Source organism: Bradyrhizobium sp. LCT2 (assembly GCF_009931255.1).
Lineage (GTDB): Bacteria > Pseudomonadota > Alphaproteobacteria > Rhizobiales > Xanthobacteraceae > Bradyrhizobium > Bradyrhizobium diazoefficiens.
Genome location: NZ_CP034432.1, coordinates 628,624 through 647,815, shown reverse-complemented (window position 1 = coordinate 647,815; position 19,192 = coordinate 628,624). Strand labels below are relative to the sequence as shown.

The following is a 19,192-nucleotide window of genomic DNA, read 5'->3' as shown; positions in this document are numbered from 1 at the left end:
CCATGACCGCTAGGCCGGTCGCACGTACAAGGGTCAAGCCATGACGGACGTGTCGAACTCGAAGGCGTCGCTCGGAAGGGCCATTCACGCGATTGCCGGAAAATGGGGCTGGTTCGTTGCACTGGGGGTTGGCGAACTGATCCTCGGCGGCATTGCGTCGGCCAATCTGATGGCGGCGAGCTTGGCCTCCGTGCTCGTCATTGGAGCGACCATGGCAGTCGCCGGGATCTTCCAGATCGTGCATGCCTTCTCCGTGCACGGCCTGCGGGGTTTCCTGTTCTGGCTGTTCGCCGGGATCATCTATGGCGCCGCCGGAGCCGTCATCCTCTACGATCCGCTACTGGCTTCGTTCACACTGTCGCTCGCAATGTGCGCTTTCCTGATCGTCGCCGGGGTGACGCGGATCTGGGTAGGCTTCCATATGCGGCCGGCCGCAGGCTGGCGCTGGATAGTGGCCGCCGGCGTCGTGACGTTCTGCGTCGGCGTGATGCTGGTTGCAGCCTGGCCGACCATTAGCCTGTGGCTACTCGGTGCGATGCTGGTCGTCGATCTGATCTTCCAGGGATGGGGCTTCATTGCGTTCGGGCTCGCCCTCAGAAACCGGGCCTCGCGACATTCGGCCGAGCCGGCGACGGTGTGAGCCATGATGACGGGTTCGACATTCACGCGGCACCGGGAGATCGCCTGGCGCGGCGGCCGCACGAGGTCGACGTCGCGATTGGTCGCCGAGGAGAGCGCCATCGCGCTGACCTACAACGGGTCGACCTATGCGGTGATGATGGGGACCCCGGCCGATCTGGAGGATTTCGGTGTCGGCTTCAGCCTCACCGAAGGAATCATCGGCCGCGCAAGCGAGATCAGGAGCATCGAGCTGATCTCGAACGAGCTTGGCGTGGAGGTGCGGATGTGGCTCGATGGTGACCGCGCTGCGTCCCTGGCCTCGCGCCGCCGCGCCATCAGCGGTCCCGTCGGGTGCGGGCTATGCGGCATCGAAAGCCTCGAACAGGCACGTCGTGCGCCGTCGCCGGTCGAGGGCCCCGGCGTTGCCTTTCACGCACGGGACCTGCTGAGCGCCATGCAGGCTCTGTCTCCTCTCCAGATATTGAATCAACAGACGAGATCCGTTCACGCGGCGGCCTTCTGGCAGCCTCGCGCCGGCATTACTCTGGTCAGGGAGGATGTCGGCCGGCACAATGCGCTCGACAAGCTCGCCGGTGCAATCAATCGCGACGGCAACTCGGCTCGCGACGGCGCCGTGCTGCTGACGAGCCGCGTTTCGGTAGAGATGGTGCAGAAGGCTGCGATGATCGGCGCGCCGGTCGTCGTTGCCGTTTCCGCGCCGACCGCGCTCGCCATCCAGACAGCGAACGAGGCGGGAATCACGTTGCTCGCCGTCGCCCGCGATGATGGATACGGCGTATTCACGCATCCGCGCCGCGTTCTGCTGCCTGAAGAGGCCGCGCCGCACGCCGGCTGCTGACCTCGCGGACCCGCGAACATGGCGATGCAAGCCGCATCAACGGAGCCCTTGGCCGAGACGCGCGTCGAGGCCTGCGCTCCGGAACGATCGCTGCTGGTTGCCTCTCTCTTGAGCATGTCGGGGGGCTTCCTCGACGCCTTCACGTGGCTGTCGCTGGGCGTCTTCGCGAGTTCGCAGACCGGCAACGTCGTCTTCCTCGGGATCGACGCCCAGTCCGGGCAATGGCTGCGCGCGCTTCACCATCTCCTTCCGATCGTGGCCTTCGTCCTGGGGGCGGTGGTGGCGGCCCGCACCCGGGCGGCGCTGCGCTGTCTCGTCGGAGAAATCGTCTGCCTTGCCACGGCGATGCTGCTGCTTCATCGCGTTCCCGATCAGATCGTGATTCTTGTCATCTCCTTCGGCGTCGCGTTGCAGTCGGCGAGTTTCAGGCAGGTTGGACGCTGGAAGTACCTCTCGGTCACTGCCAGTGGAAACATGCTCCGCGCCATCGATCAGTTCGTTGCCGCGTCCGATCGCGATGCGGCGCACGGCGGTGGAGCGATGGTTGCGATCTGCCTGATGTTCCTGCTGGGAGCCGCTGTCGGTGGCTGCGTGACGAAGTGGCTGGGAACCTGGAGCCTCGCTCTGCCGATCGCATTGTCGGGGTACGTTCTCTGGCTCTGCCGGCATCGAAGGCATCAGCATTGAAGCCATGCGATTGTCTGAGTGTTCCGCACGCCAAACGCGCGCTCGCTCGTTGCAGGTCGAGGCGCCCACCATGCCATTCGGAAAAAGGACGTTCGTTCGCGGAAGCGTGTGCGCCGTGCGGTCCGTACATTTTAGATCAGCGCCGCAAGAGTGCTCCCGACATCAACTGCCACGAGAGGCAAAGGATGAACGACCTCCGCAAAGAGACAGACAGCCTGGGTGAAGTGAACGTTCCCGCGGACAAGCTCTGGGGCGCGCAGACGCAGCGCTCGCTCGAGCATTTCAGCATCGGCCGGGACCTGATGCCGCGCGAAATGATCCAGTCCTACGCGATCCTGAAGAAAGCGGCCGCGAATGCGAATTACGCCGGCGGCCGTCTCGACGGCAAGATTCACAAACTGATCGTCCACACCTGCGACGAGATTCTCGCCGGCCAGCATCACGACATGTTTCCCCTTCACGTCTGGATGACGGGTAGCGGAACGCAGTTCAACATGAACGTGAACGAGGTGATCTCGAACCGATGCTGCCAGCTTGCTGGCACGGCGCTCGGCAGCAAGCTGCCGGTTCATCCGAACGATCACGTCAACATGTCGCAGTCGTCGAACGACAGCTTCCCGTCGGCCATGTACATCGCGGCCGCGATGAACGTGACGCAACGGCTGGTTCCTGCGGTCGAAGCTCTGCACGATGCGATCGCAGCGAAATCGAACCAGTGGGACGACATCGTCAAGATCGGCCGAACCCACATGCAGGATGCCACACCCCTGACGCTCGGGCAGGAGTGGTCCGGTTATGCCGCGATGCTCGCCGACGGTCTGGCGCGCATCGACGACGCGCTCAAGGGCGTCTTCCGCCTCGCGCTGGGCGGCACCGCCGTGGGCACCGGGATTAACGCGGCGCCGGGCTTTGCAGAAGCCGTCGCAGCCGAGATCGCGCGGTTGACGGGCCTGCCCTTCGTCAGTGCGCCGAACAAGTTCGCCGTGCAGGGCGCACACGACGCGCTGGTGCAGCTCTCCGGCACACTGCGCACGCTCGCCGGCTCGCTCTACAAGATCGCAAACGACATCCGCCTTTTGTCCTGCGGTCCGCGCGCGGGCTTTGCCGAGTTGCGGATTCCCGAGAACGAGCCGGGCTCGTCGATCATGCCGGGCAAGGTCAATCCGACGCAGGCTGAGGCGCTGACGATGATCGCCGTGCAGGTGATGGCGAACGACGTCGCCGTCGGGTTCGGTGGCGCCGGCGGCTACCTGGAGATGAACGTCTACAAGCCGCTGATCATCCACAACATCGCACAATCCGTCACCATCCTCACCGACGGCTGCACGAATTTCCGCACCTTCCTGGTCGAGGGTACCGAGCCGAACCGCAAGAAGATCAAGGAGTATGTCGAGCGGTCGCTGATGCTCGTGACCGCCCTGGCGCCGGTGATTGGCTACGACAAGGCATCGCGGATCGCGCATTACGCGATGGACAACGATCTCACGCTGAAGTCGGCGGCGCTGAAGCTCGGCTTCGTGACCGAACCGGAGTTCGACCGCATCGTGGATCCCGCAAAGATGGTCAAGCCCTACGTTGCCGAGATCAAGGTGCCGCTCGCAATCGGTGCGAAAACCGGTTGAAGGGAGCAAGGGCCATGATGCGGTGTGTCAAGCTGTGGACGGGAGCGGACGGCAAGTCGCACTTCCAGGAAGGTGTCGTCGAGCTCGAGCATGGAGCGAGAGGCGATGCGCTCAGCGTAAAGCTGACGATCGATTCTGCCTCGTTCCACGAAACGGATGCAGATCCGAAACTCGGCTGGCATCCCGACCCCGCGCGCAGCTCGTGATGTCCTTGAGCGGGACGCTGCGGTTCGAAACGGCAGACGGAAGTTTCATGCTGCACCCGGGCGATGTCCTGTTCACGGAAGATACGGGCGGGGCGGGCCACAATTGGACCATGACGGATGGAGCGCCGTGGCGGCGCCTCTACACGGTTCTTGAACCGGACGCCGAGGTGCCGTTCCGGTCCGTACAACGCCGCTGAGGCAAAGCAGCAAAAATGCAAGGAGAGACACGATGATCCGCTGTGTGCGTCTATGGACCGGAGAGGACAACAACTCGCATTTCGAGGAAGGTTTCCTCGAGCTGGAGCCGGGCCAGCGTGGCGATTTTCTGACCGGCAAGATCGATGCCGTCAGCGTCTCCTTCCAGGAGACGGAATCAGGCGGGGCTTTCGCCTGGCACACCGCGCCGATCCGGCAGCTCGTGATCACGCTGAGCGGAACGCTCGATTTCCAGACGCGTGACGGCCACCACTTCCTGATTCACCCCGGCAACGTCCTGCTTGCCGAAGACACCGCCGGCTCGGGGCACAGCTGGAAATTGACCGACGATTCGTCCTGGCGCCGTGCCTACGTGATCCTGCGGCCGGGAGCCGATGTGCCGTTCCGCGCCAGGACGCGGCAATCGGTGCGGGCCTGATCGAGCCATCCGGAACAGCAACACCCAACGAAGGAAAAAACCATGTCAGCAGCTTCCGATCGCGAAACCGACGTCGTTCTCATTGGCGCAGGCATCATGAGCGCCACCCTCGGCGTGTTTCTCAAGGAGCTCGAGTCCTCGCTGTCGATCCAGATGTTCGAGCTTCTCGGGGATTGCGCGCAGGAGAGCTCCGACTCCTGGAACAATGCCGGGACCGGCCACGCGGCGAACTGCGAGATGAACTACACGCCGCAGCGGCCCGACGGCAGCATCGACATCTCCAAGGCGCTCCAGGTCAACGTCGAGTTCGATCTGTCCCGGCAATTCTGGTCTTATCTCATCGGGCGGGGCGCGATCGCCGACCCCCGGTCCTTCATCCATCCGGTGCCGCATATGAGCTTCGTGCACGGCACGGAGAATGTTGAATTTCTCCGCAAGCGGTTCAAGGCGATGTCGGCCCATCATTGCTATGAGGGCATGGAGCATACCGAGGATCCCAGGAAGATTGCCGAATGGGCGCCGCTGGTGATGGACGGAAGGAGCGGCGACGAGCCGGTCGCCGCAACGCGGATCATCACCGGCACCGACGTCGATTACGGCGCGTTGACGCATCTGCTGGTTGGTCATCTCGTCAGCCAGCCGGGTTGCGCGGTCCACTACAACAGCTGCGTCACCGGTCTCGTCCGCGAGCAGGGCGGCCGCTGGCGGATCGAGGTGCGGGACACCGCGAGCGGCGAAACGCGGTCGGTCCGCGCAAAATTCGTCTTCATCGGTGCCGGCGGCGGTGCGCTGCCGCTGCTGGAGAAATCCGGCCTTCCGGAAGCACGCGGTTATGGCGGTTTTCCGGTCAGCGGGACCTGGCTGCGCTGCGACGATCCGGAGATCAACGGGCGTCATCATGCCAAGGTCTACGGCAAGGCGGCGGTCGGTTCTCCGCCGATGTCCGTGCCGCACCTCGACACGCGCGTGATCGGCGGCCAGCGCTCATTGCTGTTCGGCCCCTATGCGGGCTTCTCGAGCAAATTCCTCAAGCACGGCTCGCTGCTGGACCTCTTCGAGTCCATTCGTCCTGCCAACGTCAAGCCGCTGCTCTCGGTGGCGCGCGACAATTTCGATCTCACCGAATATCTGGTCGGGCAGGTGCTGCAATCCGAGAGCCACCGGCTTGCGGCGCTCGACGAATATTTCCCGAAGGCCGACCCGAAGGACTGGAGGCTGCAGGTCGCAGGCCAGCGCGTCCAGATCATCAAGCCCGATGTCAAGCGCGGCGGTCTGCTCGAATTCGGGACCGAGCTCGTCGGCGCGGACGATCATTCGCTGGTCGCGCTTCTCGGCGCCTCGCCGGGCGCCTCCACTGCGGCGTTCATCGCCATCAGCGTGCTCGAAAAGTGCTTTGCCGGAGAGCTGACGGCGAGCGCCTGGCTGCCGAAGCTGAAGCAGATCGTCGCGTCCTATGGTGTGTCGTTGATCGACGACGCGGATTTCTGTCGTCAGATTCGAGCGACGACGGCGGAGGTTCTCAAGGTCGACAACATTCCGCAGCCGGCCGCACGCGCGCCGGCGGCCGCGAAGCGGGCGTGAACGAACGGGAGAATGTCCGATGGATCCGACGGCACTCCTCCTGTCGCGGCTGCAATTCGCCTTCACCATCTCGTTCCACATCATCTTTCCGGCGTTCACGATTGGGCTTGCCGCCTGGCTCACCGTGCTCGAGGCGATGCACCAGTATAGTGGCATGCCCGTCTACCGGACCTTGTTCGAGTTCTGGCTGAAGATCTTCGGCGTGGCCTTCGGCATGGGCGTCGTGTCGGGCGTGGTGATGGCGTTTCAGTTCGGAACGAACTGGAGCGTGCTCTCGAAGATGTCGGGTCCGATCCAGGGCCCGCTGCTCTCCTACGAGACATTCACCGCCTTCATGCTGGAGGCAGGCTTCTTCGGCATCCTCATCTTCGGCCGGCCCCGGGTGCCGCCGTGGTTCTACCTGTTCTCGACGGCGATGGTCGCGCTCGGAACCACGCTTTCGGCGTTCTGGATCATGGTCAACAACAGCTGGATGCAGGCGCCGACCGGCTACGTCCTGCAGAACGGCCAGTTCGTACCGAACGATTGGGCGCAGATCATCTTCAATCGCGTGGTCTGGGTCCGGTTTCCGCACATGCTACTCGCGTCCTATCTGACCGGCGCGTTCTGCGTGGCCGCAACCGGCGCGTGGTATCTGCTGCGGCGGACCTATCGCGCCGAGGCCCATGTCATGCTGCGGATGGGCCTTGCGCTTGCGGCGGTGCTGCTCCCGGTCCAGCTCTTCATTGGGCATCTCGTCGGCGACTATGTCCACGACTACCAGCCGGCCAAATTCGCCGCGATCGAGGCGCGCTGGCATGACGAGCAGCCGGCCTCGGAGGTGCTGATCGCAATTCCCGATTCGAGCACCGAATCCAACAAATATGCGATATCGATTCCCGTGCTCGGGAGCATCATCGGCAGCATGAGCCTGACGTCGAAAGAGGTCGGCCTCTCCAGCTTCGCGCCGCAGGACCGGCCGCCGGTGGCGATCCCGTTCTTTGCCTTCCGCGTCATGGTCGGCTGCGGCTTCGCGATGCTGGGGCTCGCGTGGTTCGGGACCTGGCTCGGCCTCAAGCATCGGCTCGATCGGAGCCGCCTGCTGCTGTGGGGCATTTTCCTCAGCTTCCCGCTGCCGTGGATCGCGATTCTCACCGGCTGGTACACCGCGGAGGTCGGCCGCCAGCCGTGGACGGTCTACGGCGTATTGCGGACCGCCGATGCCGTGACGCCGTCTCTGACAGCGGCCGCCGCGACGGCTTCGCTGATCCTGTTCGTTGCTGTCTATGCCTTCATCTTCTCGTTCGGGACTTACTACATCTATCGGCTGCTGCGCGCCGGCCCGGCGGGACCGGGCGGCAAGCCCCTGCACGTTCCCGTCCCCAATCGGCCGATGTCGCTCGCCGACCAGGTGCCGGCCTCGCACAGCTACCTCGAAGCGGGAGAATAGACATGGTGATGTTCTGGGTTGCGCTGCTCGCCATCAGCATCCTGATCTATCTTCTGCTGGACGGGTTCGATCTCGGCGTCGGCATGCTGTTTGGCCTCGCCGATGGCGAGGCGAGGCGTGACGAGATGCTGCGCACGATCGCTCCGGTCTGGGATGGCAACGAGACCTGGCTGGTCGTCACCGGCGTGATCATGTGGGGGGCGTTCCCCGTGGTCTATGCCATGCTGATGCCCGCCTTCTACATCCCGGTCGTGGTCATGCTGCTGGGATTGATCCTGCGCGGCGTTGCGTTCGAATTTCGCGGCAAGGCCTCGCGCTCGCGCCGGGTCTGGGACGTCAGCTTCACCGTGGGATCGTTTGCCGCAAGCTTCATGCAGGGCGCGATGGTCGGGGCGCTCGTCGAGGGACTGCAGTTTTCGAACGGCGAATATGTCGGCGGAACCTTCGGCTGGCTGACCGGCTTTTCGGTCTTGTGCGGGATCGGCCTGTGCTTCGGCTACGCGCTGCTCGGTGCCTGCTGGCTGGTGGGGAAGTGCGAGGGCCCGATCCGCGACGCCACGCGGCGTCAGATTCCCTTGCTCGCGGTCGCCGTGCTGGCCTTTCTCGTCGTCGTCTTCACGCACGCGCTTGTCGAACATCTGCCAATCCTGCGCCGATGGATCGAGCGGCCCTATCTGTTCGTGTTTCCCCTCATCGGCGCGGGCGCCGCCGCAGTGCTTGCGACGAGTATCCTGCGCCACGACGATTATTGGCCGTTCCACATGGTGGCGCTGATCTTCGCATCGGCCTTCGGCACGCTTGCCCTGTCTTTCTGGCCCTATATGATCCCGTTCGTCATCACGATCGAGGAGGCGGCGGCGCCTCATGCGAGCCTCGCCTTCATGTTCTGGGGCGCCGGCCTGTTCGTGTTCCCGCTGATGCTGCTCTATGTCGCGGTGGGTTATCGCGTCTTTCGCGGCAAGACGGCTGCGACGGCGGACCACTACTGACGGCTACAGGCCCGAACCGCGAATAAAAGAAAGGCGCCGGTTTCGGCGCCTTTCTCGTTCAGGACCGTCTAAGGCCTTGCTTCAGGACTTGGGCATGACACCCGGGCCGTTGTCCGGCCATTGGGCGATCAGCTTCTCGTCGATGTTGAAATGCTGGGCCACCAGCTTGGGCGGCGTGTGCGTCAGCCAGTTGGAGAGCGACACCTCCTCGTAGCGCGGCGCGCGGAACACGCCGACGAACTGCAGCTCGGTGTCGCCGACATTCTCGACATAATGGCCGAGATTGCGCCGGACATAGCCGATGTCGCCGGCCGAGAAATCCGTCGTCAGCGCGTTGGGGCCGGTGTCGAACACCGTCATCCGCGCCTTGCCCTTGATGTAGTACTGCCACTCGTCGGCATTCGGATGCCAGTGCATCTCCCGGACCGCGCCCGGCGGCATCGTCACCAGCGCCGCGGCGACGGTGGTGGCGACCTTGAAGTTGCTGCTGTCGGCGACGCGGATGCTGCCGGCGGCGCTCTCCTTGACGGGAGGCGAGCTGCCGAGCGAATGGATGAAGGGATAGGGCGGCGCTTCGGCGTGCCTGGAGACCGCCGCGCGATCGGCGGTGAGATCGCTGGGCACCGTACCCTGGAAGATCCAGCGATTGTGCAGCGGGATCTTCGCGAAGGCGTCGGCCGGCACGCCGAAATTCTTCGCCAGCACCTCGGGCGGCGTATGGGCCAGCCAGTCCGTCACCAGCAGCGTGTTGAATTCGTTGGCGTGGCCGTCGTCGAAGCAGATCACGAACTCACAGCCGTCGGGGCCCAAGCCCTGCAGCGAATGCGGCGCGCCCGGCGGGAAATACCAGAGGTCGCCGGCCTTGAGATCGCCGACATAGGGGCGCCCCTGCGTGTCGAGTACGGTGATGCGGCAGGAGCCGTAGGTCATGATCGCCCATTCGGCCGCTTGATGCCAATGCAGCTCGCGGATGCCGCCGGCGGACAGCCGCATGTTGACGCCGGAGATCTCCTTCGAGATGGCGAAGTCCTCGACGGTGACCTGACGAGCCCAGCCACCGTTTTGGATGCGTCGCGGCGCATTGTTGAACGAGGCCCAATCCATCGGCAGGCCGCCGACGTCCGTCGCTGGCGGCGTTTGTGCGGAAGGGAATTGCTTGGCCAGTTCGGGATTTTGCGGACCGGGATCGCTCAGGCTCCCGGGGCTCTTGGCGTTGACGGCGCCTTGCGGCGGCTCGTCCGGATTGCCGAAGGTTGCCGCCTGCGTACTGGAACCGACCATGGCGGCGCCTGCCGCGGACATGGCCAGCAAATCACGTCGTGAAAACATGGGGGCCTCTCCTGAAAATCATCGAAAGCCCTCTGTCGCGCGGGGGCTCAAGATGCCCAGCCTAGTTCCTTGCTGCCGGCACAGCTTCCGCGAACGGCTTTCCTTTTTCCGGAATGCACTGGCTGCTTCAGCCGCCCGGCCGGGTTCGAACGTGTGCAATTGAGAAATTCGGCGTCGTTTTGAAAAGACGGCTCTGCCCGCGCGATCCTTAACTGGTTCGGAGAATTGCCATACCGAGAGATATCGAGATGACCACGAAATCGGTTCGTCCTTATCGTGAACCCGCCGGCGGCTGGGGCGCACTCAAGGCGCTTAGCGAAGCACTCCTGGTGCAGCGGGTGCCGCTGAAGGGCGCGGCGACGCTGAGCCGGATGAACCAGCCTGAGGGTTTTGATTGTCCCGGCTGTGCGTGGCCCGATCCGAAGCACACCTCGTCCTTCGAATTCTGCGAGAACGGCGGCAAGGCGGTCGCTTGGGAGGCAACGTCGAAGCGCTGCACGCCCGAATTCTTCGCCGAGCATACGGTCACAGAGCTTACGAGCTGGAACGATTACGATCTCGAAATGGTCGGGCGGCTCACCCATCCGATGGCCTATGATGCCGCATCCGACCGCTATCTCCCGGTCGAGTGGAGCGATGCATTCGACATGATCGGTCGCGAGCTTCGGGCCTTGCCGGATCCGAACATGGCGGAGTTCTACACGTCCGGGCGGACCTCGAACGAGGCCGCCTTCCTCTATCAGCTCTTCGTGCGCGAGTACGGCACCAACAATTTTCCCGACTGCTCGAACATGTGCCACGAGGCGACCAGCGTCGGCCTGCCTTACTCGCTCGGCGTCGGCAAGGGCACCGTGCTGCTGGAGGATTTCGACAAGGCCGATTGCATCTTCATCTTCGGTCAGAATCCCGGCACCAACAGCCCGCGGATGATGACCAGCCTGCGCAATGCGGCACGCCGCGGCGCCTCCATCATCTCTTTCAATCCGTTCCGCGAGCGAGCGTTGGAGCGTTTCCAGGCGCCGCAGAGCCCGATCGAGATGATCACACTGTCGTCGACGGCGATCAGCTCAAAGCTCTTCCAGGTGAGGGTCGGCGGCGACGTCGCCGTCCTCAAGGGAATCATGAAGATCCTGGTGGAGGCCGACGATGCGGCCCGCGCCGCCGAGCGGCCGGAGATCCTGGACTGGGATTTCATCCGCGGTCACACCGTCGGCGTCGAGGCGTTGATCGACGATCTCAAGCGCACGCAATGGCCGGACATCGAACGTCAGTCCGGCCTGACGCGCGAGGACATGGAATATGCCGCCGGCGCTTATATGAAGGCCGAGCGTGCCATCCTCGTGTACGGCATGGGCATCACCCAGCACTGGCGCGGCGCGAATAACGTGCAGCAGATCGCCAATCTCGCGCTGTTGCGCGGCAATGTGGGGCGCGAAGGCGCCGGCGTCTGCCCGGTTCGCGGTCATTCCAACGTGCAGGGCGATCGGACCGTGGGGATCACGGAAGTCCCCAAGGCGGACTTCCTCGAGCGGCTGGAGCAGCGCTTCGGCTTCAAGCCTCCGGCCGCGCCGGGGCACAACGTGGTGACCGCGCTGGAAGCCATGATCCGCGGCGAGGTGAAGGCCTTCTTCGCAATGGGCGGCAATTTTGCCGCGGCCATACCGGACTGGCAGGCGACGCAGGCTGCGTTGCGCAATCTCGATCTGACCGCCTACGTCGCCACCAAGCTCAACCGCAGCCATCTCGTTCATGGCCGTGCAGCCTTGATCCTGCCGTGCCTCGGCCGTACCGAGATCGACGTCCAGGCGTCGGGGCCGCAGTCGATCACGGTGGAAGACTCGATGTCGATGGTGCATGCGTCCGGCGGCCGCAACAAGCCGGCATCGGAGCATCTCCTCAGCGAGGTCGCGATCATCGCCGGCGTTGCCAGGGCGACGCTGGGTGAGCGCACGGTGGTCGACTGGGATGGCTTCGTTGCCGATTACGATCGCATCCGCGATGCGATCGAGGCGGTGTTCCCGATCTTCCAAGGCTACAATGCCCGCATCCGCGTCCCCGGCGGCTTCCATCTCACCTCGACGGCGCGCGAACGCATCTGGGCGACGCCGTCGGGCAAGGCGAACTTCCTGGTCTTCGCCGGTTGCGGCGAGGACCCGCCGCAGGGCGATCCCGATTTCCTGTGGCTTACCACCATACGCAGCCACGATCAGTACAACACCACCCTCTACTCGATGTCGGACCGCTATCGCGGCGTGTTCGGTCAGCGCGACGTGGTGTTCCTCAATGAATACGAGCTGAAGAGGCGGGGACTTGTGGACGGCGATCGCGTCGACCTGATAACCGCCTCGACCGATGGCGCCGAGCGGATCGTGCGCAACTTCCGCGTGGTAGCCTATTCCTTTCCGACGGGCTGCTGTGCTGCGTACTATCCGGAGACCAATCCGCTGGTGCCGCTCTACGCCCGCGATCCGCTCAGCTTCACGCCGTCATACAAGGGCGTCCCGATCCGCCTGGTGCGTTCGGCCGCTACCGGGGAATAGCGGCCACGCCGGAAACGTCGCGGTCACGTATCGGCGTTGAGGTCGCAGCGCAGCGAATCCGCTGGCACGGAGACCGGCAGCGTGAACCAGAAGCGGGCGCCGCCACTCGCACCGTTACCCCCGGCGCCGATCCGGCCTCCATGCGCTTCCACGATCGACCGGCAGATCGGCAGTCCCATGCCCATCCCGCTGTCCTTGGTCGTGAAAAAGCTCTCGAAGAGCCGGTCGACATGTTCAACTGCGATGCCGGGGCCGTTGTCCTCCACGGCGCAGCACAACGTGGCCGCGTCCTGCGTGACCGTGCTGATGACGATCCTGCGATCGTCATATCCCGCCTGCGTCATCGCCTGCACAGCGTTGATGGCCAGATTGACGATCACCTGCTGGAGCTGGGTGCGGTCACCAAGCACCTGCGGTGTGGTCGGATCGGGTCGGTGCAGGATCGTTACGCCGCGGGATTCGAGCTCGTGTCGCAGAAAGAGAAGCGCTTCGCGGACGATCTCGTCAAATGACATGGATGCCTGTTCGGGGACTTTCCGGGAAGCCATCCCGTGAACGCGCGCCACGATGTTCGCGGCGCGCTGGGTATCCACGATGATGTTCTCGATGGTCTTGCGGATCTCGACGATATCGGGAGTGGGCCTGTTCAGCCACCGTAGCCCGGCGGCGCCGTTGGTGGCGATGGCCGCGAGGGGCTGGTTGACCTCGTGGGCGATCGATGCGGTGAGTTCTCCGAGCATCGAGACGCGCGCGGCATGCGCGAACTCAGCCCGAACCTGCTGGAGCTTCTGCTGAGCGCGAACACGCTGTGAAATGTCGATGGTGCCGACCAGGCTGACTTCGAGATCATTGATGGGGCCGACCCGAGCCGTGGTGAAGAGAACGTCGACGACGCGGCCGTCCCACGTGACCATCTTGGTCTCTTCCTCGAAATTCGTCTCGCCGCGATAGCGCGACTCCATGGCCCGCCGGAACGTATCGGGACGCTCCTTCCAGGTCTCGGCCATGGAGCGTCCGACAAAGTCGTCGACGCCGCCTCCGAACATCTGGATGGCCCGTTCATTGGCCTCCTGAAACGAGAGCGCGTCCATGCAGGTCCTGAGGAACTCGGGGTGGCTGTCGAAATAGGGGCCAAGGTCCTTGACGCCCTCGGCACGCAATTTTCGGAAGAGCACGACCAGCCTGCTGGCGTCGAGCTGGCGGAATGCGATCGGCATGCGGCTGAACAGATGGCGGTAACGCTGTTCGCTCCGCTCCAGCTCGGTATGGGCCTTCTTCTGGGCGGTGATGTCCATGACCGCGCCGACAAACTCGAACTGGCCCCGGCCGTTCGTCATTCCGCGGGCGACCACGCGTATGGTCCGGATCGAACCGTCGTCCAGCACCAGCCGGTTTTCGTGGGAAAAGTCGCCCCTCTCGTTCACCGCCCGGTCGATGGCCTCGCGTACGGCATTGACGTCATCGGGATGTGTGCGCTTCAAGACGACGGCGAGCGACGGGCGCGATGTCTGTGCCAGATCGAAGATCCTGAACGTTTCATCCGACCAGAAAAGCTCTCCGGTCACGACGTTCCAGCCGAAGCTGCCGGTCTGGCTGAGCTTCTGTGCCTCGGCGAGATAAGCGGCCAGGTGGCCATGCTCGCCTGACCACCTGGTCAGACTGATCGCCGCGAGCGAAGTCGCGACAAAGGCGGCGAGAGCGATCGTGGTGGAATTGAAGCCGAGCAGTGACCAGGCGAAGGACAGCAGGCAAAGGGCGACGCTGCTCCACGCCCACAATGGAGTGCGATCCTGTTTGGCCCAGTCTTGGAGCAGACGGCGCCACCATCGCTGGAGCTGTACGAAATTAGGGCCATCCAGGCGTTCGAGCGTCATGCGGCAGGTCTACCGCGCCGCCGAAGAGCGGTCTTTTGCGTTTTCGCAGGCGCTTTGTCAAAACGCACGAAGCCGCGATCGGGCTGCCTGCCGCCAGCGATCCTAGGCCATCTCAGCGGCGGGCTTCGTCACGCCGAACCGCCGCTCGAATTCGGCGACATCGACAACACCGCGCCGGTGGCTGCCGTCGCCGATCTTGCGGTCGCCGTCCCAGGCCTCGACCTCGAACAGCACACTCCTGGCTTCGACCGCGACGACCCGCGCGATCGCGCGCACCTTGCGGCCGACCGGGGTTGCCGCCAGATGGCGGATATTGACCATCATCCCGACGCTGACATGGCCCGTCGGCAGGAATGGTTGAACGGCCGATCCGCGGCCATCTCCATGTGCAGGATCATCATCGGCGTGCCGTAGACGGCTGGCATTCCCGGCACCACATGGCCAACCGTCATCTTGGACGTGACGGTCACCAGCTTCTCTGCCGTCATGCCGGCGGTCAGCCTCTCAAGCGGATTCATGGCTCAATTCGGCATCTGCCTTGGTCGTGGATGAAGTGGGTGTCGCGGCCGCCCGCGGCTTGCGCCCGGTCAGCCAGTTGCTGAGCTGGTCGAGATAGAGATAGACGACGGGCGTGGTGTAGAGCGTCAGGATCTGCGAGAGCATCAGGCCGCCCACAATCGTGTAGCCGAGCGGCTGGCGCAGCTCCGCGCCGGTACCGGAACCGATCATCAGCGGCACGCCGCCGAGCAGCGCCGCCATCGTCGTCATCAGGATCGGGCGGAAGCGCAGCGTGCAGGCCTGGTAGATCGCCTCTTCCGGGCTGAGCCCGTGTTGGCGCTCCACCTCGAGAGCGAAATCGACCAGCATGATGCCGTTCTTCTTGACGATGCCGATCAGCAGGATGATGCCGATGATGGCGATGACGCTGAGATCCATGTGGACCGCCAGCAGCAGCAGCAGCGCGCCGATGCCGGCCGACGGCAGCGTCGACAGGATCGTGATCGGATGGATCAGGCTCTCATAGAGCACGCCGAGGATGATGTAGATCACGATCAGCGCCGCCCCGATCAGCAGCGGTGTGCCTCGCAGGGATGACTGGAAGGCCTGGGCGTTGCCCTGGAACGAGGTCGACAGCGAGGCGGGTTTGCCCGTGCTCTTCTCGATGTTCTGGATCGCCGTCACCGCATCGCCGAGCGCGACGCCGGGCCGCAGGTTGAACGAGATCGTGACCGACGGAAACAGGCTCTGGTGGTTGATCAGGATGGGCGCGGGCTTGATGACGCTGTGAACCAGCGTGCTCAGGGGGACCTGCTGGCCGGTGGCCGAGTTCAGGTAGATGTCCTTGAGCGCTTCCGGCCCGTACTGGAAGCGCGGATCGACCTCCATCACGACATGGTACTGGTTCAGCGAGGTGAACATCGTGGAGACGATGCGCTGGCCGAATGCGTCGTCGAGGGCATTGTCGATCGTCGTGGGCAGGATGCCGAAGCTCGATGCGACCTCGCGATTGACGGTGACCTCCAGCCGCGGGCCGGCATTGGCCTGGTCGCTCGCGACGTCGGTGATGAGGTCGAGCTCGCGGAGCTTCTTGAGGAAGATCGCCGACCAGTTGGTGAGCTCGTTGGAATCGGCGTCCGTCAGCGTGTACTGGTATTGCGTCTTGGACAGGCGTGCGCCGATGGTGATGTCCTGCGCGGCCTGCATGTAGAGCCTGATGCCCTGGATATGGGCGAGCTGGGGTCCCAGGCGTTCGATGATCTGGTCGGCGCTGGCCTTGCGCCCGGGCTTCGGCTTCAGGACGATGAAGATCCGTCCCTGGTTGAGCGTCGCCGTGGGACCTCCCGGACCGATATAGCTCGCCACCGACTGAATTGCCGGATCCTTCGACAGGATGTCGACGATCGCCTGCTGGCGCTCGGACATGGCGGGGAAGGAAATGTCTTGTGCGGCTTCGGTGATGCCGACGATTTGCCCGGTATCCTGTTGCGGGAAGAAACCCTTCGGAATGATCACGTAGAGATAGCCGGTCAGCGCGATCGTCGAGAGCATCACGAGCAGCGTCACGAAGCGATGGCGCAGCACGATTCGCAGGCCGCTCGCATAAAGCGCAAGCAGGGCGTCGAAACCGCGTTCGAAGGCGAGATAGATTCGGCCGTGCTTCTTCCGCGAGTCGTCCTTCAGCAGCCGCGCGCACATCATCGGCGTCAGCGTGAGCGAGATGACCAGCGACAGCAGCAGCGAAGCCGTGATCGTGACGGCGAATTCCTGGAACAGCTTGCCGACGTAGCCTCCCATCAGGAAAAGCGGGATGAACACCGCGATCAGCGACAGGGTGATGGAGACGATCGTGAAGCCGATTTCGCTGGAACCCTTGAGCGCGGCCTCCATCGGCGTCATGCCCTGCTCGAGATGGCGCACGATGTTCTCGATGACGACGACGGCATCGTCGACGACGAAGCCCACCGCGATCGACAGCGCCATCAGCGAGAGGTTGTCCAGGCTATAGCCGAGCACGTAGAGGACCGCGAACGTGCCGATCAGTGACAGGGGAACCGTGATCGCCGGGATGATGGTGGCCCAGAAATTCCGCAGGAACAGGAATATGACCATTACCACCAGTGCAACCGTCAGCATCAGCGTGAATTGAACGTCGGAGACCGCGGCGCGAATGGTGGCGGTCCGGTCGGCGGCGATCGTCACCTTGATCGCCGGTGGAACGGAGGCCTGCAATTGCGGCAGCAGCTTCTTGATGCGGTCGACCGTCTCGATCACGTTGGCGCCGGGAACGCGCTGGACTGCCAGGATGATGGCGGGCTCCTTGCCGTACCAGCCGGCCAGGAGGTCGTTCTCGGGCCCCTCGATCGCCGTGCCGATGTCGCGTATCCGCACCGGCGAGCCGTTGCGATAGGCGATGATGAGGTCTTCATAGGCGGAGGGCTTGAGCAATTGATCGTTGGTGTTCAGCGTATAGGTGACGCGCGGGCTGTTGAGCGTGCCCTTGGGCAGGTCGACGTTGGCGCCGGCGATCACGTTGCGGACGTCTTCGAGGCCGATGCCGCGGGCGGCAAGCGCCTGCGGATTGACGCGAACACGGATCGCGGGCTTCTGCTGGCCGCCGATGCCGACGAGACCCACGCCCGGCACCTGCGAGATCTTCGGCAGCAGGATGTTTTCCGCATAGGCGTCGACCGTGGTCAGCGGCAGCGAGTCCGACGTCAGCGCGATCAGCATGATCGGCGTCTCCGCCGGGTTCACCTTCCTGATCGTCGGCGGGTAGGGGATGTTCGGCGGCAGGAAAGGGCTTGCGGCATTGATCGCGGCCAGCACGTCCACCGCCGCGCTGTCCACGGTGCGCGACAGTTCGAATTGCACCGTGAGCTGGGCGACGCCGAGCGCACTGGAGGAGGTGAGCTGCGTGACGCCGGGGATCTGGCTGAGCTGCTGCTCGAGCGGCGTCGCCAGCGACGAGGCGATGGTACCTGGATCGGCGCCGGGCAGTTGCGCCGAGATCTGGATGGTCGGGTAATTGACGTTCGGTAGCGCACCGACCGGCAGCAACGGATAGGCCGCGAGGCCGCACAGCAGCAGGCCGGCCATCAGCAGGGCGGTTGCAATTGGCCGCAGGATGAAGGGCGCGGAAAGGTTCATGGGATCGCATCCTGCACGGCGCTCTGCAGGTCGGCTTCACGCGCGGCCTTGCCGTGCAGCTCGCGAACGCGGCTGCCTTCCGTGAGTCGGTACTGGCCGTCGATCACGACGACGTCGCCTGATTTCAGTCCCTGGTCGATCAGGGCCTGGCCATCGCTGATCTGCACGACGTGAACGGGACGCAAGGTGGCCGTCTGGCCGTCGGTCACGACATAGACATAGCTGCCGTTCGGTCCCTGCTGCACGGCCGAGCCGGCGACAGTGAGCGCACCCTTCTGGACCTCGAGCAGCAGGCGCGCGTTCACCAGCTGGCCCGGCCACAGCTTGTGCTCATGGTTTGGGAACACGGCCTTGAGTTGGACCGTGCCGGTCGTTCCCGCGATCTCGTTGTTGACCAGCAGCAGCGTGCCTTCGTCGAGCTTCGTCTTGTTGTCCTGGCTGTAGGCGATGACCTTCAGTTCGCCCTTCGCGGCATGCTCCTGGATCACCGGCAGATCGGCCTGCGGCAGGGTGAACAGCAGCGAGATCGGCTCGATCTGGGTGACGATGACGAGGCCGTTGGGATCGGTCGGATGAATGACGTTGCCGACATCGATCTGGCGAACGCCGGTGATGCCGGGGACGGCCGACGACAGGCGCGTATAGCTGAGCTGGACATTGGCCTCGTCGATCTGGGCCTGGTCCGCCTTCACGGCGGCCTTGAGCTGCGCCACCTGCGCCGTCTGCGTCTCGATCAGTTGCGGGGTCGCATAGCCCTTGTCGCCGAGCTGATTGTAGCGGGAGAGGTTGGCCTCGGCATTCGCGAGCTGCGCCTGGTCCCTGTCGCGATTGGCCGTCAGCTGTTCGATCTGCGCCTCGTAGGGACGCGGGTCGATCTGCGCGAGCAGGTCGCCGGCCTTGACGGTCTGTCCCTCGGTGAAGGCGATCTTGACGATCTGTCCCTGAATCTGGCTGCGCACGACGTCGGTGTTGTAGGCAATCACCGTGCCGATGCCGCGCAGATAGATCGGAACGTCCTTGCCGGTGACGCTGGCGGCGACCACCGGCACGGCGGTGGGCACGGGTGCGGCTGCCACGGCCGGCTTCCGGTCGGTGCCGAAGAACCAGAGACCCGCGCCGATCAGGATCGCGGCGAGAGCAACGAATGCAATGGTGAGGTTGCGTTTCACGGTG

Annotated in this window: 14 protein-coding genes and 1 pseudogene; 10 read left to right on the top strand and 5 right to left on the bottom strand. The window is 64.2% G+C overall.

What is annotated here, in order from left to right; all coding sequences use genetic code 11:
- Positions 1-40 precede the first annotated feature (40 nt).
- The 9 genes from EI171_RS03860 (at position 41) to cydB (ending at position 8,628) form a co-directional block, all read left to right on the top strand.
- Complete coding sequence (locus EI171_RS03860; RefSeq protein WP_161532642.1) at positions 41-640, top strand: HdeD family acid-resistance protein; 600 nt, start codon at positions 41-43, stop codon at positions 638-640.
- A 3-nt stretch (positions 641-643) separates the two neighbouring features.
- Complete coding sequence (fdhD, locus tag EI171_RS03855; protein WP_161532641.1) at positions 644-1,480, top strand: formate dehydrogenase accessory sulfurtransferase FdhD; 837 nt, start codon at positions 644-646, stop codon at positions 1,478-1,480.
- Positions 1,481-1,498: 18 nt separating this feature from the next.
- Complete coding sequence (locus EI171_RS03850; RefSeq protein ID WP_161532640.1) at positions 1,499-2,167, top strand: YoaK family protein; 669 nt, start codon at positions 1,499-1,501, stop codon at positions 2,165-2,167.
- A 185-nt stretch (positions 2,168-2,352) separates the two neighbouring features.
- On the top strand, positions 2,353-3,789 hold the full coding sequence (fumC, locus tag EI171_RS03845) for a class II fumarate hydratase (protein ID WP_011083118.1): 1,437 nt from the start codon (positions 2,353-2,355) through the stop codon (positions 3,787-3,789).
- Positions 3,790-3,803: 14 nt separating this feature from the next.
- Complete coding sequence (locus EI171_RS45365) at positions 3,804-3,995, top strand: hypothetical protein (RefSeq protein WP_246740448.1); 192 nt, start codon at positions 3,804-3,806, stop codon at positions 3,993-3,995.
- Between the two features lie 229 nt (positions 3,996-4,224).
- Positions 4,225-4,629 carry a hypothetical protein gene (locus EI171_RS03835; protein ID WP_161532639.1) on the top strand — a complete coding sequence of 135 codons (405 nt, stop codon included), beginning with the start codon at positions 4,225-4,227 and terminating at the stop codon, positions 4,627-4,629.
- Between the two features lie 42 nt (positions 4,630-4,671).
- On the top strand, positions 4,672-6,210 hold the full coding sequence (mqo, locus tag EI171_RS03830) for a malate dehydrogenase (quinone) (protein ID WP_161532638.1): 1,539 nt from the start codon (positions 4,672-4,674) through the stop codon (positions 6,208-6,210).
- 19 nt (positions 6,211-6,229) lie between these two features.
- On the top strand, positions 6,230-7,639 hold the full coding sequence (locus EI171_RS03825) for a cytochrome ubiquinol oxidase subunit I (protein ID WP_161532637.1): 1,410 nt from the start codon (positions 6,230-6,232) through the stop codon (positions 7,637-7,639).
- 2 nt (positions 7,640-7,641) lie between these two features.
- Positions 7,642-8,628 (top strand): cytochrome d ubiquinol oxidase subunit II, encoded by a 987-nt coding sequence (gene cydB, locus EI171_RS03820; protein WP_028175285.1) that lies wholly within the window; start codon positions 7,642-7,644, stop codon positions 8,626-8,628.
- A gap of 81 nt (positions 8,629-8,709) precedes the next feature.
- Here cydB and EI171_RS03815 read toward each other — a convergent pair whose 3' ends face one another.
- The gene (locus tag EI171_RS03815; protein WP_161532636.1) at positions 8,710-9,957 is read right to left on the bottom strand and encodes an oxalate decarboxylase family bicupin; all 1,248 of its coding nucleotides are present in this window, start codon (positions 9,955-9,957) and stop codon (positions 8,710-8,712) included.
- 248 nt (positions 9,958-10,205) lie between these two features.
- Between EI171_RS03815 and EI171_RS03810 the strand changes: the two genes are divergently transcribed.
- On the top strand, positions 10,206-12,497 hold the full coding sequence (locus tag EI171_RS03810) for an FdhF/YdeP family oxidoreductase (RefSeq protein WP_161532635.1): 2,292 nt from the start codon (positions 10,206-10,208) through the stop codon (positions 12,495-12,497).
- Between the two features lie 23 nt (positions 12,498-12,520).
- On the opposite strand, the gene EI171_RS03805 is transcribed toward EI171_RS03810, so the two are convergent.
- The 4 genes and pseudogenes from EI171_RS03805 to EI171_RS03790 all read right to left on the bottom strand — a co-directional run bounded on the left by EI171_RS03805 (position 12,521) and on the right by EI171_RS03790 (position 19,188).
- Positions 12,521-14,371, bottom strand: coding sequence for an ATP-binding protein (locus EI171_RS03805; protein WP_161532634.1), 1,851 nt, complete (start codon positions 14,369-14,371; stop codon positions 12,521-12,523).
- Between the two features lie 102 nt (positions 14,372-14,473).
- Positions 14,474-14,889: pseudogene (locus EI171_RS03800) on the bottom strand (thioesterase family protein).
- The gene (locus EI171_RS03795) at positions 14,876-18,019 is read right to left on the bottom strand and encodes an efflux RND transporter permease subunit (RefSeq protein WP_028175281.1); all 3,144 of its coding nucleotides are present in this window, start codon (positions 18,017-18,019) and stop codon (positions 14,876-14,878) included. Before EI171_RS03795 ends, EI171_RS03800 begins: the two are co-directional and overlap by 14 nt.
- Positions 18,016-19,188, bottom strand: a complete 1,173-nt coding sequence (locus tag EI171_RS03790; protein WP_011083108.1) for an efflux RND transporter periplasmic adaptor subunit — start codon at positions 19,186-19,188, stop codon at positions 18,016-18,018. The genes EI171_RS03795 and EI171_RS03790 overlap by 4 nt, the downstream gene beginning before the upstream one ends.
- Positions 19,189-19,192: the final 4 nt, after the last annotated feature.